This window comes from Erythrobacter donghaensis, assembly GCF_001557325.1.
GTDB lineage: Bacteria > Pseudomonadota > Alphaproteobacteria > Sphingomonadales > Sphingomonadaceae > Erythrobacter > Erythrobacter donghaensis_B.
Genome location: NZ_LSJS01000160.1, coordinates 22,298 through 35,533 on the forward strand (window position 1 = coordinate 22,298; position 13,236 = coordinate 35,533).

Consider the following 13,236-nt stretch of genomic DNA (forward strand, 5'->3'; position numbering starts at 1 on the left):
CGGGGGTGATTGGGCAGGCTTTGGGCCTGTCGATGTCGTCAGGCCTGAGCCTTACTTCTTCGCCGCAGCCTTCTTCGCGGGAGCCTTCTTGGCCGGCTTGGCCTCGGCTTCTTCAGCCGGCTTTTTGGCAGCGGCCTTCTTGGGCGCCGCCTTCTTGGCGGGCGTTTCTTCCGCAGCGGGCGCTTCTTCAGCAGCCGCTTCCGCCTTCTTGGCCGGGGCCTTCTTCTTGGCCGGAGCCTTCTTCGGAGCCGGGGCCGCCTCGGCGCCCTCTTCGGCTTCGATCGCGGCCTGGAGCTCTTCCACGGTCACTTCACGCTCGGTGACTTCGGCCTTGTCGAACAGGAAGTCGACTACCTTGTCCTCGTAGAGCGGCGCGCGCAGCTGGGCGGCGGCCATCGGCTCGGACTGGATGTACTGGACGAAACGCTCGCGGTCCTCGGCGCGGTACTGCATCGCGGCCTGCTGGATCAGCATGCCCATTTCCTGCTGCGTAACCTCGACACCGTTGGCCTGACCGATTTCCGACAGGAGCAGGCCCAGGCGCACGCGGCGCTCGGCGATCGAACGGTATTCGTCCTTTTCGTCCTCGATCTGCTTCAGCGCCTCGGCGGGATCCTCCTCGCGCGCGGCTTCCTGCTGGAGCTGGGCCCAGATCTGCTGGAACTCGGCTTCGACCATGGTGCCCGGGACTTCGAAGCTGTGGCCCGCGGCGAGCTGATCGAGCAGCGCGCGCTTCATCTGCGTGCGGGTGAGCCCGGCGGTCTGCTGTTCGAGCTGCGCCTTCATGATCTCGCGCAGCTTCTCGAGGCTGTCGAGTCCGAGGCTCTTGGCGAAATCCTCGTCCAGCGTGGTCTCGGTCTCGACCTTCACCGCCTTCACGGTGATGTCGAAGGTCGCTTCCTTGCCCGCGAGGTGCTCGGCCTGATATTCGGCCGGGAAGGTGACGGTGATGGTCTTTTCCTGACCGGTCTTCACGCCGACCAGCTGGTCTTCGAAGCCGGGGATGAAGGTGTTCGAGCCGAGCACCAGCGCGGCGTCTTCCGCCTTGCCGCCGTCGAACTCCACGCCATCGAGCTTGCCGACGAAGTCGATGATCAGCTGATCGCCCTCGGCGGCCTTCTTCGTCTTGGGCGCGTCCTTGTAGCTCTTGTTCTGGCTGGCGATGTTGCCCAGCGCCTCGTCGATCTGCTCCTCGGTCACCGGAACGACCAGCCGCTCCAGCTTGAGGCCGTCGATGCTCGGCGCCTCGATCGTCGGCAGGACTTCAAGGCTGACGGTGATCGCGGCGTCCTTGCCCTCGGCATAGTCCTCGTTGAGGCCGATCTCGGGCTGCATCGCCGGACGCAGCGCCTCGTTGCGGAGCAGCGTGTCGACCGATTCGCGGATCGTATCGTTGACCACCTGCCCGTGCAGCGCTTCGCCGTGCATCTTCTTGACGAGGTTGGCGGGCACCTTGCCCGGACGGAAGCCGGGCATGCGCACCTGCGGCGCGATCTTCTTGATCTCGGCATCGATCTTCGCGGCCAGCTCGGCGGCGGGGATCGTGATCAGATAGGCGCGCTTGAGGCCTTCGTTGACGGTCTGCTGGGTCTGCATGGGAACTGGTCTGATGCCTTCTAAGCTAGAATTCCGTGATGCCGGGCCATCGGGTCGGCGAATTGGTGCGGGCGAAGGGACTCGAACCCCCACATCTTGCGATGCCAGAACCTAAATCTGGTGCGTCTACCAATTTCGCCACGCCCGCATGCCCGAACGAAGCCGCGCGGGAAGCGTGTGGCCTCCCGCGCGTATCAGCCGCCGCCCTTATCCCCCCCGCGCCAAAAGGGCAAGCGCAACACGCTTGATGCTGGCGCAAACCCCCGATAAGGGCGCGCTCCATGACCGAAGAAACCCCCGAAACCGCGCCCGCCACGTCTGGCGCCGACGTGCCGCCCGATCACCTGTCGGTCAATCCGCGCAGCCCCTTCTTCGATGCCGAGAAGCTCCAGCGCGGGGTCGGCATCCGTTTCAAGGACCGGGTGCGCACCGATATCGAGGAATATTCGATTTCCGAAGGCTGGGTCCGGGTGCAGGCGGGCAAGGCGGTCGACCGCAAGGGCCAGCCGCTCACCATCAAGCTGACCGGCCCGGTCGAGGCGTGGTACGAAGACCTCGGCGAGAACCCGCCGGTCGCCAAAAAGGGCTAAGCCCACCCGCGGACAAGCGGCGCGCTTGCCAAAATCGGCATTTGCGCCCACTTGGCGCGGGTTATGTCCCCCGTCAAAAAACCCGAAGTCGTCATCATCGGCCGACCCAATGTCGGCAAGTCCACGCTGTTCAACCGGCTGGTGGGCAAGAAGCTCGCGCTGGTCGACGATCAGCCGGGGGTGACCCGCGACCGCCGGATGGGCGACGCCAACATCGCGGGGCTGCACTTCACCATCGTCGACACCGCCGGGTGGGAGGACGAGGACGAGCTCTCGCTTCCCGGCCGGATGAGGAAGCAGACCGAGGCGAGCCTTGCCGGCGCGGACGCGGCGCTGTTCGTGGTCGATGCGCGCGCGGGCCTCACGCCGCTCGACGAGGAAATCGCCCGCTATCTGCGCGAGCAGGAAGTGCCGGTGGTGGTGGTCGCCAACAAGGCCGAGGGCAACGCCGCCGAGGCGGGAATCATGGAAGCCTATGCGCTGGGCCTTGGCGAACCGCTCGGCATCTCGGCCGAACACGGCGAGGGCGTCGCCGACCTGTTCGGCGGGCTGTGGCCGATCATCGGTGCCAAGGCGGAAGAGTGGGAAGAGGCCAACGACGCCGAACGCGCGGCCTTGCGGGAAATGGACGAGGAGGATCGCCCCTCCGGCCCCCTGAAGCTCGCCATCGTCGGGCGGCCCAATGCGGGCAAGTCCACGCTCATCAACCGCCTGCTCGGCGAAGACCGCCTGCTGACCGGGCCCGAGGCCGGGATCACCCGCGATTCGATCGCGATCGACTGGCAATGGACCGATCCCCGCACGGGCGAGGTGCGCGAGATCCGCCTGATCGACACCGCGGGGATGCGCAAGAAGAAGAACGTCACCGAAAAGCTCGAAAAGCTGTCCGTGGCCGACGCGCGCCGGGCGGTGGACTTTGCCGAGGTGGTGGTGCTGCTGCTCGATGCGACGCAGGGCCTCGAGCACCAGGATCTCAAGATCGCCAGCCTCGTGCTAGAGGAAGGCCGCGCGCTGATGATCGCGATCAACAAATGGGACGTGGCCGAGGACGCAAGCAAGCTGTTCAACGGCATCCGCGCCGCGCTCGATGATGGCCTTGCCCAGGTGCGCGGGCTGCCGCTGTTCGCGGTCTCGGCCAAGACCGGCAAGGGCCTCGACCAGATGCTCGCCGGGGCCTTCGAAATCCGCGAGGCATGGTCGAAGCGCGTCAGCACCTCGGCCCTCAACCGCTGGTTCGACGACGCGATGGAAGCCAACCCGCCCCCGGCGCCGGGCGGCAAGCGCATCAAGCTGCGCTATATCACCCAGGCCGGCACCCGCCCGCCGCGCTTCGTGATCTTCGGCACGCGCCTCGATCTGCTCCCCAAGAGCTACGAGCGCTACCTCGTCAACGGCATCCGCGCCAAGCTCGGCTTCGACGCGGTGCCGGTGCGCGTGACGCTCAAGGCCAACAAGAACCCCTACGCCAAGGACTAGCGGGCGATGCTCCCCGATCTCCTCGCCGCTGCCGCCGTGCAGGCCCCCTTCGCCTTCGAGATCATCGAACGCACCGCCTCGGCGCCGCGGGTGCAGCAGGTGGTGCAGCTCAGCCTTGCCCCGGCCTTCCTCCTGTCCGGCATCGGCGCGATCATGAACGTCATCATGGCGCGGATGATCTGGATCGCCCAGCGGATCGAGCGGATCGAGGACAAGATGGAGGATCATCGCACTCCCAGACAGGCGCGCGAGCTCGGCTGGCTGATGCGTCGGCGCAAGCTGATGCAGGGCGCGATCCTGTTCACCACTGCGGCCGCGGTGATGATCAGCCTCGTGATCGGCCTCTCGTTCATTTCGGCCTATATCACCGCGCAGATCGGCACGGTCATCGCCGGGATGTGGGTGACGACGATCGTGCTGCTGGTCACCGGCCTGTGGTTCTTCCTGCGCGAAACGCGGCTGGCGGCGATGGGCGTGGACCTGCCCGGCGAATAGACACCGCGAAGCAAGAAGGGGCAGCTGCCGCAACCGGCGCTGCCCCTTTTTTGTGCACCGCTTGCGGGCAGCCCCTAGGCGTTCAGCTCTCGCCTGCCGCCTGGCTCTGGAGCTGGCAATAATTGTGCAGCCCCATGCGCTCGATCAGCTCGAACTGGGTCTCGATGAAGTCGACATGCTCCTCCTCGTTCTTGAGGATGTAGGCGAACAGCTCGCGGCTGACATAGTCGCGCACGCTCTCGCAATATTCGATCGCGTCGCGAAGCAGCGGGATCGCCTCGTTCTCGAGCGCGAGGTCGGCGCGCAGGATCTCCTCGACGTTCTCGCCGACCTTCAATTTGTGGATTGCTTGGAAATTGGGCAGCGCCTCGAGGAACAGGATGCGCTCGGCAAGCTTGTCGGCGTGCTCCATCTCCTCGATGCTCTCGTGGCGCTCATAGGCGGCGAGCTTCTTGAGGCCCCAGTTGTCGAGCACGCGGTAGTGCAGCCAGTACTGGTTGATCGCGGTCAGCTCGTTGGTGAGCGCCTGGTTGAGATAGTCGATGACCTTCTGGTCGCCCTTCATGGGGAATGTCCTTTGCGAAATGTCAAAGCCGGTTGGCGGCAACGGCGTCATTCTAGACGCTGCCGGGGCCTGTCCGCAAGGGGGCGGGTGTCAAAATTCGTTATGAATCAGCAGGTTGCGAGGCGTTCGCAATCGCGGGTCAGGCGGCCTCTACTGCGAGGAAATCGCAACGCGCCGCCGCACGTTCGGCGTCGATGATTTCCTGCGCCTCTTCAAGGCACTGGCCGCAATTGGGGCGCTTGCCGAGGCAGGCATAGGTCGCCTCGGCATCGCCATCGCAGGTGAGGGCGGCTTTGCGCAAATCATTCTCACGGATGGCATTGCAGATGCAGATGTACATGAGTGCGCGAATCTTTCCTGCGAAGCGTTTGCAGGAGGCAATGTATGCGAACTATTCTCAATAACAAGGGGGAATCACCGCCGCAGCGGAAATAGCCGCCGATAGGTCAGGCAGCGCCACAGCCATTCGAGCGGGCCGTAGTTGAACCGCTCGAGCCACGGCTTCGACCACGCCAGCATCACGATCCACGCCAGCACCACCACGATGTAGAGCTGCGGGCGGTTCAGTTGGCCGAACAGCCCCAGCGCCCAGCCGTGGAAGACGAACATCATCACGATCGAGGTGCCGAGGTAATTGGTGAAGGCCGCGCGCCCCGCGGCGCGGATGCGGTCGCCCAGCCAGCCGGTCGCGGACGGCGCATGGGCGACCAGCAGCGCGGCTAGCCCCAGCACCATCCACAGCCGCGGCAGGGCGCTCATGCCGAGGAAGGCTGCCTGCGTGCCGAAGAAGCTGAACCCGTCGGCCTGCATCACCAGCCCGATGACGAGATGCGCCGCGCCGCCCGCGACGACGCCGATCCACCCCCACAGCACCAGCTTGCTGCGCTGAACGCCGCCCGAGAAGAAGCCGAGGCTGTAGAGCGCCATGCCGATCAGCATCAGCGGCAGCGTCTCGAACCCGAACAGGAAGGCGTTGGTGAAGGGATCGAGCCCATCCTCGCCGATGCGGTGAGCAACCAGCGCGGCGTAATCGCCCGAGGCGATCGCAGCGTTGACCGGCTCCTGCCCGGCGATCTGTTCCTGTATCTGGGCGATCATCCCGGCGCGCTGCTCGGCAAACTCGGGTGACGAGGTGCCGAGGTCGGTGCTGACGATCAGCCAGGGGAAGATCAGGAAGGCATAGAACACCACGCCCAGCATGTAGCCCGCAAGGCCGACCATGAGCTGGGTCTTGGCGCGCCATTTCATGCAGGTGAGCGCGATCAGCCCGAGGATCGCGTAGCCCGACAGGATGTCGCCGAACCAGATGAAGTAGAAATGAATGAGCCCGAAGCCGAGCAGCAGGACGAGCCGCCACGCCTGTAGCCAGCGCGTCGCGCCGCGCGCCCAGGCCTTCTCCATGAACAGCACCATCCCCGCGCCGAACAGCACGGTGAACAGCCCGCGCATCTTGCCATCGATCAGGATGAACTGGACGATCCACATCCAGCCCCCGGGATCGCCGGTGGGCACGAGGAACTTGCCGGGCGTGAAATAGGCCAGCATCGGCTGCCCGAAGGCGACGATATTGGCCCACAGGATGCCCATCACCGCAATGCCGCGGATGAAATCAAGCGTGTCGATGCGCGAGGTGGCGGCGACCGGCGCGACATCGTCCCCCGCCGCCTCGCCGGATGCTGCGTCCGCAGCGAAAGTCTCGTTCATGGCTGATCCCCCAAGCCGGTAAATTGCCCGGGGAGATTAGCGCATCGCGAAGGCTTGGGAAGTGCCGCCCGTCGATGCGGGGCGGCGCTCCGGCGCCTCAGCCCTGCCCGGCTACCACGCAGGCCTTGCCCTCGCGCTTCAGGGCGGCGCAGGCGCGGCCCGCTTCGGATTCGCTCGAAAAGCCGGAGGCGAGCAAGCGGGTGAGGCCGCCCGAGGGCACCAGCGTCTTGCGGGTCCCGGCAAGCGCGGCATGGCCGCCGACCTGGCTCCACAGCTTGTCGGCATTGCTCGCGACGCCGAAGGCGCCGAGCTGCACGCGCCAGCTGCCCTGCTTGCGCGGAGCGAGCGCGGCCGGAACCGGGGTGACGGTCGAGCCCTTGGGGGCCGAGGCGAGCGTGACCTGCGCCGGAGCGGGGCCAATCGGCCGCGGTGCGGGCGGCAGGCCTGCCGGCTTGGGCGCGGCAGCAGCGACAGTCACGACCGGCGGCTTGGCGGCAGGCTGGGGCGCAGCCACTGCCGGAACCACGGCAGCTTCCGGGCGGGTGGCGAGTTCGGCGGCGGCGAGTTCGGACTGTCGCTGCGAGCGGGCCCCCGCCTCGAGCTCGCGCGCCAGCAACTGGGCCTGCGCCCGCTGGGCTTGCGGCACGTATTTGTCCATCTGCGCGAGCGCCTCGCCCGCCTGCGGCAGGCCGGCCGAGTTCGCCAGCGTCATCAGCGCATAGGCGCGCGTCCAGTCGCGCGGGGCATAGTCGGCATTGAAGTGCGACAGGCCCAGCACATATTGCGCGCGCGGATCGCCGCGGTCGGCGGCGGCCTGGATCAGCGGCATGGCCTTCTGCTGCTCGCCTTCCTGGAACAGCATCAGCCCGTAATTGTCGGCGGCCTTCACATGGCCGAGGCTCGCGGCCTGCTCATAGAGCTGGCGCGCGCGCGCATTGTCGATCTCGACCCCGCGTCCGAGCCGGTAGGCCTGCGCAAGGTTGAACAGCGCGTCGGGATCGCCGGCCGCAGCCGGGCCCTGCCATTCGACCACGGCGCGGCTGAAATCGCCCGCGCTCCAGGCGTCGACCCCGGCCTTCACGTCCGCGAACGCGGGGGCCGCCGCCAGCAGCGTGCCGGCCAGCGCCGCGCCTCCGAAAATCGCCTTCCTGGATCCTGCCATCATGAACCGTGCCATCGATCGTGTCTCGCCTGCTGGTGCTGAGAGGAGCGTGAGCAAAAACAAAGCCGGGCACTGCTTAGCCGATCACGGTTAGCAAATGGTTGCCCGTCCCTCCGGCCAAGTGCGGCGGACTCGGGCCGGCTTGCCGAACCCGACGGCGATTGCGAGCGCGGCCAGCATGTTAACTCTAAATTAGGGGTATCCTGCGATCCCGTGTCCATCCAGCCGTTGTCGGGCGCTGCAATAGGGCAGCTGCGCAGCGGTTCAATCCATGGGGGACCCAGGCGTTGCGTGTACTCGCTTTGGCATCGCAGAAAGGTGGATCGGGCAAGACCACCCTGTCCGGACATCTCGCCGTCCAGGCCCAGCGCGCAGGCGCCGGCCCGGTGGTGCTGATCGACATCGACCCGCAAGGGAGCCTCGCCGATTGGTGGAACGAGCGCGAGGCGGAATATCCCGCCTTCGCCCAGACCACCGTCGCGCGGCTTGCCAACGACCTTGCGGTCCTGCGCCAGCAGGGCTTCAAGCTCGCGGTGATCGATACCCCGCCGGCCATCACCATGGCGATCCAGTCGGTGATCTCGGTCGCCGAACTGATCGTCGTGCCGACCCGCCCCTCCCCGCACGATCTGCGCGCCGTGGGCGCCACGGTCGACCTGTGCGAGCGTGCGGGCAAGCCTCTGGTGTTCGTCGTCAACGCGGCCACCCCCAAGGCCAAGATCACCTCGGAAGCCGCAGTCGCTCTGTCGCAGCACGGCACCGTCGCTCCGATCACGCTCCACCACCGCACCGATTTCGCCGCCTCGATGATCGATGGCCGCACGGTGATGGAAGTCGATCCGGAAAGCCGCTCGGCCGCAGAGATCGCCGCGCTGTGGCGCTACATTGCCGACCGGCTCGAAAAGAACTTCCGCCGCACCGTGTTTGCCGCAGCGCCCAACGGCGTCGGCCAGCAGCTTGGCGGCGTGCCGCGTCCCGCGGGCGGTTTCGGCCGCCGGGTCGCGCAGTAAGCGCGGGCGCGAACGGCCATGTCGGAACCAGGATTTGCCTCGCTCGGCCCCTCGCTGCTGGCCCGCAAGGGCGGCGCCAAGCCCGCGATGCGCCCGCAGGTCGCGCCGCTGGTGGCCGAGGAAGCAGTCGTGCCCGAGGAAGCGCTCGAGGATCTCGGCTGGAACGACATGGGCGAATCGGACAGTGACGGCGGGGCGCAGATCGTGCCGATCAGCGCCGATCTCGCCGTCGGCCCGACCACTGCGGGCCCTGGCCCGATCGTGCGTCGCCAGCAACGCCGCCTCGAGGAGCGCGTGCTCGCCGATGCGGCGATGACCGGCCCCGAGACCGACGAATACGACGAATACGAGGACGGGGAAGAAGAAGAGGAATCGCTCTACGGCGAGGCCTTCGACGCTGCCGATTACGATTACGACGAGGATGAAGAGGGCGAGGAAGCGGACGGCACCGCGATCTATTCGCCGCTCGCCCCACACATCGCCCTGCCCGACCCGGAGCCCGCGCCCGCCGCAACGCCCAGCCGCGCTGCTGCCAAGCCCCGCGTGCCCGCCGTCCAAAGCGGCCGCCGCGCCGCCTTCACCCTGCGGCTCGATGCCGACCGCCACCTCAAGCTGCGCCTTGCCGCGACCATGCAGGGCGTCAGCGCCCAGGTGCTCGTGACCGAGGCATTGGACCGACTGCTCGCCGAATATGACGAGCTCGACATCATCGCCAATCACCTGAAGCGCCACTGAGCGCCCGCCGCCACGACCACCACCACCACGACGTGAACCAACAGGATCTACGGGGGACTTTGACCATGGACCGCAGCATCACCACCGGACGGAAGAATTCGCCGCGGCTCGCGCTGGCCGTGACCACCGCGATCGCAGGACTGGCCTTCGCCGGCGCGCCGGCCTCGGCCGCGCCGCGTGCCGAGGCCTCCTTCGAGAACGCGCAGGAAGCGCTCGCCAAGGGCAAGGTCGAAAAGGCCATCAAGCACGCCGAAGAGGCGGTGCAGGCCGACGGGCGCAATTCCGGCTATCGCGCGCTGCTGGGCGCGGCCTATCTCGAGGCGGGTCGCTTCGAATCCGCCGCGACCACTTTCGGCGATGCGATCGCGCTGGGTGACAACAACCCGCGCACCGTGCTGAGCTTCGCGCTCGCCAAGATCGCGACCGGCGATTCGCGCGGCGCCGCGGCGATGCTCGACGATTATTCGGCGGTCATCGACCCGGCCGATCTCGGCCTGGCCCTGGCGCTCGCCGGCCAGCCCGAACGTGGTGTGGGCGTGCTGGTCAACGGCGTCCGCAGCGCCGATGAAGCGACCCCCAAGCTGCGCCAGAACCTCGCCTATGCCTATGCACTCGCCGGCAACTGGCGCGCGGCCCGCGTGATGGCGGCCGAGGACGTGCCCGCCGACCAGCTCGAAGCGCGCCTTGCCCAGTGGGCCCGGATGAGCGCTCCCGAGTTGGCGCCGCAGCGGGTTGCCGCGCTGCTCGACGTGCTCCCGCGCGCCGATGCCGGCCAGCCCCAGCACCTCGCGCTCGCCAACTTCCCGGCGCAGGAGATGACCGTCGCGGCGGCCCCTGCCGAAGTCGACGTCGACGCCGATGTCGCGATGGCCGCGGCGGAGCCGATGGCCGAGCCGGTGCAGATGGTCGATCCGGCCCCCTCCGCGACCTTCGCAGCCGCCTTCGCCGCGCCTGCGCCCGCCCCTGAGGCGGCGCCAGAACCGGCTCCCGTGACCTTCGCTGCGGCCGCGCCCCAACCCGCAGGGATCCAGTTCGTCTCGAACCCGGTCGTCCAGCAGCTCCCGGCAGCGCCCGCCGCAGCGCGCGCGCCGGCGGCGCCCGCTGCCCCGCGCGTCGCCCAGGCCGCTTCGCAGCGCCGCATGGCCGCGACGTCGGCTGCCGTTGCTCCCGTCCCGGCCCCGAAGGGCCCGGCCACGCACCTCGTCCAGCTCGGCTCCTATGACAGCAAGGTCGAGGCGCTGCGCGGCTGGAGCACGCTGCAAGCCAAGTTTCCGCAGCTGAAGGACCGCAAGCCCGTGATCACCGAGGCGATGGTGAACGGCCGCACCTTCTGGCGCGTCGCCGCCGACGGCTTCACCTCGCAGAGCGCGCGCGCGATGTGCGGGACGGTCAAGTCGGCGGGCCGCGGCTGCTTTGCCTACGCCGGCTCGACGCCCCCCGCGGGCGCGGTCAAGCGCGACGTCCAGGTCGCCTCGCGCAGCCGCTGATGCGGCGCACGCTTTCTCCTGAATGAGCAAGCCTGCTCCCGGACAGCCAGCCGCTGTCCGGGAGTTTTCTTATGCGCCCGCGCCCAGCCGGACGCCGCCCTTCCACAGGCCCAGCACCCGCCCCTGCGCGCCCTGACGGTCGAAGGGGGTGTTGTCGGCGGTCGCTTCCATCTTGCGGCGATCGATGATCCACGGCGCGTCGGGATCGATCAGCGCGAGATCGGCCTCGAGACCTTGGGCGAGCGCGCCCGCGGGCACCCCGAGGAGCTGCGCGGGATTGGTCGCCAGCAGCGCAAAGGCGCGGGGGGTGTCGATCACCCCGTCGCGCACCAGCCCCAGAACCATCGCGAGCAGCGTCTCGGCCCCGGCCATGCCGGGCGCGGCATCGGCGAAGGGCAGGCGCTTGTCTTCCGGCCCGCGCGGATCATGGCCGCTGGCGATCACGTCGACCGTCCCCTCGGCGATCGCGGCGAGCGCCGCCTGCCGGTCGGCCTCGGCCCGCAGAGGGGGCGAGAGGCGGGTGAAGGTGCGGAAGTCGGCGGTGGCCAGATCGGACAGCATGAAATGTGCCGGAGTGATCCCGCAGGTCACTGGAAGCCCGCGCGCCTTGGCCTCGCGCACCAGATCGAAGCCTCTCGCGGTCGTCACCTGCCGGATATGCAGCCGCGCGCCCGCGAGTTCGGCCAGCGCGATATCGCGCGCGATGGCGAGCGCCTCGGCCTCGGCCGGTGCGGCGGGGAGGCCGAGGCGGGTGGCGATCTCGCCCGCCGTGGCGGCGGCCTCTCCGACGAGGCCCCCATCCTCGGCATGGGTGACGACCACGAGGCCGAGCATCGCGGCATATTGCAGCAGCCGCAGCATCACGCCCGAATCGGCGATCCAGCGCCGCCCGGTGGCCACGGCTTTCGCGCCCGCATCCTGCATCAGCGCCAGTTCGGCAAGCTCGCGTCCCTCGATCCCGCGGGTGGCCGCGGCGAGCGGGTGCACCCACAGATCGGGCTTGCCGCTCTTGGCGATGAAGCCCACCCGGCTCGGCAGATCGAGCGGCGGGGACTGGTCGGGCATCAGCGCGGCGCGGGTGATTCCGCCGAAGTGGAAGGCTGGCTTGTCGACCGCGAACACCCCAAGGTCGACGAGGCCGGGGGCGAGCAGCTTGCCGCGCGCGTCGACGACGACGTCGCCATCATGCGGCGCGATATCCACACCAACAGCGTCAATCACCCCGTCATTACAGCGCAATGCACCGACAACTACCCCCGCAGAAGTGACCAATCGGGCATTGGTGATGGTCAGCGGCTGCACCTGCCTCATGCCCAGCCCTCCACGCCGCGCGCCTCGCGGGTCAGGATATCGAGGCACGCCATGCGGATCGCGACCCCCATCTCGACCTGCCGGGTGATCAGCGAGCGGCCGGCCAGATCGGCGACCTCGCTGTCGATCTCGACTCCGCGGTTCATCGGGCCGGGGTGCATCACCAGGGCATCGGGCCGGGCGAGCGCGAGGCGCCTCGTGGTCAGGCCATAGAGGTGGCGATATTCGCGCGGGGACAGGATGAACTGCCCGCTCATCCGTTCCGATTGGAGCCGCAGCATCATCACCACCTCCGCGCCTTCCAGGGCAGCGTCGAAGTTGTGGAACACCTCGACCCCCATCGCCTCGACCCCCTGCGGCATCAGCGCGGGCGGCGCGCAGACGCGCACCCGGGCGCCCAATGCGGTCAGGCACAGGATGTTCGAGCGCGCGACCCGGCTGTGCAGGATGTCGCCGCAGATCGTCACCGTCAGCCCGGTGAAATCCTCCGCCCCCTCCCCCCGCTCGGCCAGCGCGTGGCGCAGGGTCAGGGCATCGAGCAGCGCCTGTGTCGGGTGTTCGTGCTGCCCGTCGCCCGCGTTCAGCACCGGACAATCGACCTTGTCCGCGATCAACCCGGTCGCCCCGGACGAGCCGTGCCGGATCACGATCGCATCGGCGCGCATCGCATTGAGCGTGATCGCGGTGTCGATCAGCGTCTCGCCCTTCTTCACGCTGCTTGTCGCGGCATGCATGTTGACCACGTCCGCCCCCAGCCGCTTGCCCGCGATCTCGAAGCTCAGCAGCGTGCGCGTCGAGTTCTCGAAGAAGGCGTTGATGATGGTCAGACCGCCCAGCAGATCGGTGTGCTTCGCGCTCTGGCGGTTCAGCGCCACCCACTGCTCGGCCTGATCGAGCAGATAGAGGATCTCGTGCCGCGCGAGCTTGCCGATGCCGGTGAGATCGCGGTGCGGGAAAGCCAGCCTTCCGTGCGGAAAGCGGCCCTCGGGGGCGGGAGATGGCGTCGATGTCATTAAAGCCACGCCCTTAGTCGAGCCGCATCCGCCGCTCAACCCCGCGCCGTAAGCTTTCCGATAGAACTTGGGGGCCAAAGACCCTACATCGC

Annotated in this window: 13 protein-coding genes and 1 tRNA gene; 6 read left to right on the forward strand and 8 right to left on the reverse strand. The window is 68.1% G+C overall.

Annotated features, from left to right (window positions below):
- Positions 1 to 51: 51 nt before the first annotated feature.
- Positions 52 to 1,596, reverse strand: coding sequence for a trigger factor (gene tig / locus AX692_RS09395; RefSeq protein ID WP_073977221.1), 1,545 nt, complete (start codon positions 1,594 to 1,596; stop codon positions 52 to 54).
- 63 nt (positions 1,597 to 1,659) lie between these two features.
- Positions 1,660 to 1,744: transfer RNA gene (locus AX692_RS09400), tRNA-Leu, on the reverse strand.
- A 133-nt stretch (positions 1,745 to 1,877) separates the two neighbouring features.
- Between AX692_RS09400 and AX692_RS09405 the strand changes: the two genes are divergently transcribed.
- The 3 genes from AX692_RS09405 to AX692_RS09415 all read left to right on the forward strand — a co-directional run bounded on the left by AX692_RS09405 (position 1,878) and on the right by AX692_RS09415 (position 4,157).
- Positions 1,878 to 2,186, forward strand: a complete 309-nt coding sequence (locus tag AX692_RS09405; RefSeq protein WP_073977220.1) for a DUF3297 family protein — start codon at positions 1,878 to 1,880, stop codon at positions 2,184 to 2,186.
- A gap of 63 nt (positions 2,187 to 2,249) precedes the next feature.
- A complete protein-coding gene (gene der, locus AX692_RS09410; RefSeq protein WP_073977219.1) occupies positions 2,250 to 3,662 on the forward strand; it encodes a ribosome biogenesis GTPase Der in 1,413 nt (470 codons plus the stop codon).
- A gap of 6 nt (positions 3,663 to 3,668) precedes the next feature.
- Positions 3,669 to 4,157, forward strand: coding sequence for a DUF2721 domain-containing protein (locus AX692_RS09415; protein ID WP_073977218.1), 489 nt, complete (start codon positions 3,669 to 3,671; stop codon positions 4,155 to 4,157).
- A gap of 82 nt (positions 4,158 to 4,239) precedes the next feature.
- Here the strand turns inward: AX692_RS09415 and bfr are convergent, their stop codons facing one another.
- From bfr to AX692_RS09435, 4 genes are all read right to left on the reverse strand, one after another.
- On the reverse strand, positions 4,240 to 4,722 hold the full coding sequence (gene bfr, locus AX692_RS09420) for a bacterioferritin (RefSeq protein WP_073977217.1): 483 nt from the start codon (positions 4,720 to 4,722) through the stop codon (positions 4,240 to 4,242).
- A 139-nt stretch (positions 4,723 to 4,861) separates the two neighbouring features.
- Positions 4,862 to 5,062, reverse strand: a complete 201-nt coding sequence (locus AX692_RS09425; protein ID WP_073977216.1) for a (2Fe-2S)-binding protein — start codon at positions 5,060 to 5,062, stop codon at positions 4,862 to 4,864.
- A gap of 74 nt (positions 5,063 to 5,136) precedes the next feature.
- Positions 5,137 to 6,426 carry a DUF418 domain-containing protein gene (locus tag AX692_RS09430; RefSeq protein ID WP_073977215.1) on the reverse strand — a complete coding sequence of 430 codons (1,290 nt, stop codon included), beginning with the start codon at positions 6,424 to 6,426 and terminating at the stop codon, positions 5,137 to 5,139.
- Between the two features lie 97 nt (positions 6,427 to 6,523).
- A complete protein-coding gene (locus AX692_RS09435) occupies positions 6,524 to 7,591 on the reverse strand; it encodes an SPOR domain-containing protein (RefSeq protein ID WP_330997332.1) in 1,068 nt (355 codons plus the stop codon).
- A 284-nt stretch (positions 7,592 to 7,875) separates the two neighbouring features.
- On the opposite strand from AX692_RS09435, the gene AX692_RS09440 reads away from it, so the two are divergent.
- From AX692_RS09440 to AX692_RS09450, 3 genes are all read left to right on the forward strand, one after another.
- On the forward strand, positions 7,876 to 8,598 hold the full coding sequence (locus tag AX692_RS09440; protein WP_073977214.1) for a ParA family protein: 723 nt from the start codon (positions 7,876 to 7,878) through the stop codon (positions 8,596 to 8,598).
- Between the two features lie 18 nt (positions 8,599 to 8,616).
- Positions 8,617 to 9,333: a hypothetical protein gene (locus tag AX692_RS09445; protein ID WP_073977213.1), complete on the forward strand. Its 717-nt coding sequence runs from the start codon at positions 8,617 to 8,619 to the stop codon at positions 9,331 to 9,333.
- Positions 9,334 to 9,398: 65 nt separating this feature from the next.
- On the forward strand, positions 9,399 to 10,820 hold the full coding sequence (locus AX692_RS09450) for a tetratricopeptide repeat protein (RefSeq protein WP_073973374.1): 1,422 nt from the start codon (positions 9,399 to 9,401) through the stop codon (positions 10,818 to 10,820).
- Between the two features lie 69 nt (positions 10,821 to 10,889).
- On the opposite strand, the gene AX692_RS09455 is transcribed toward AX692_RS09450, so the two are convergent.
- Together AX692_RS09455 and AX692_RS09460 are read right to left on the reverse strand one after the other, a co-directional pair.
- Positions 10,890 to 12,131: a dihydroorotase gene (locus AX692_RS09455; RefSeq protein ID WP_073973373.1), complete on the reverse strand. Its 1,242-nt coding sequence runs from the start codon at positions 12,129 to 12,131 to the stop codon at positions 10,890 to 10,892.
- Complete coding sequence (locus tag AX692_RS09460) at positions 12,128 to 13,144, reverse strand: aspartate carbamoyltransferase catalytic subunit (RefSeq protein WP_073973372.1); 1,017 nt, start codon at positions 13,142 to 13,144, stop codon at positions 12,128 to 12,130. The genes AX692_RS09455 and AX692_RS09460 overlap by 4 nt, the downstream gene beginning before the upstream one ends.
- Positions 13,145 to 13,236: the final 92 nt, after the last annotated feature.

Bases quoted from the DNA above. Each gene is read 5' to 3' on its own strand.
- AX692_RS09445 (WP_073977213.1), top strand. From the start codon at position 8,617: ATGTCGGAACCAGGATTTGCCTCGCTCGGCCCCTCGCTGCTGGCCCGC.
- AX692_RS09415 (WP_073977218.1), top strand. From the start codon at position 3,669: ATGCTCCCCGATCTCCTCGCCGCTGCCGCCGTGCAGGCCCCCTTCGCC.
- AX692_RS09435 (WP_330997332.1), bottom strand. From the start codon at position 7,591: ATGATGGCAGGATCCAGGAAGGCGATTTTCGGAGGCGCGGCGCTGGCC.
- AX692_RS09430 (WP_073977215.1), bottom strand. From the start codon at position 6,426: ATGAACGAGACTTTCGCTGCGGACGCAGCATCCGGCGAGGCGGCGGGG.
- AX692_RS09450 (WP_073973374.1), top strand. From the start codon at position 9,399: ATGGACCGCAGCATCACCACCGGACGGAAGAATTCGCCGCGGCTCGCG.
- AX692_RS09460 (WP_073973372.1), bottom strand. From the start codon at position 13,144: ATGACATCGACGCCATCTCCCGCCCCCGAGGGCCGCTTTCCGCACGGA.
- AX692_RS09425 (WP_073977216.1), bottom strand. From the start codon at position 5,062: ATGTACATCTGCATCTGCAATGCCATCCGTGAGAATGATTTGCGCAAA.
- bfr (WP_073977217.1), bottom strand. From the start codon at position 4,722: ATGAAGGGCGACCAGAAGGTCATCGACTATCTCAACCAGGCGCTCACC.
- AX692_RS09405 (WP_073977220.1), top strand. From the start codon at position 1,878: ATGACCGAAGAAACCCCCGAAACCGCGCCCGCCACGTCTGGCGCCGAC.
- tig (WP_073977221.1), bottom strand. From the start codon at position 1,596: ATGCAGACCCAGCAGACCGTCAACGAAGGCCTCAAGCGCGCCTATCTG.
- der (WP_073977219.1), top strand. From the start codon at position 2,250: ATGTCCCCCGTCAAAAAACCCGAAGTCGTCATCATCGGCCGACCCAAT.
- AX692_RS09455 (WP_073973373.1), bottom strand. From the start codon at position 12,131: ATGAGGCAGGTGCAGCCGCTGACCATCACCAATGCCCGATTGGTCACT.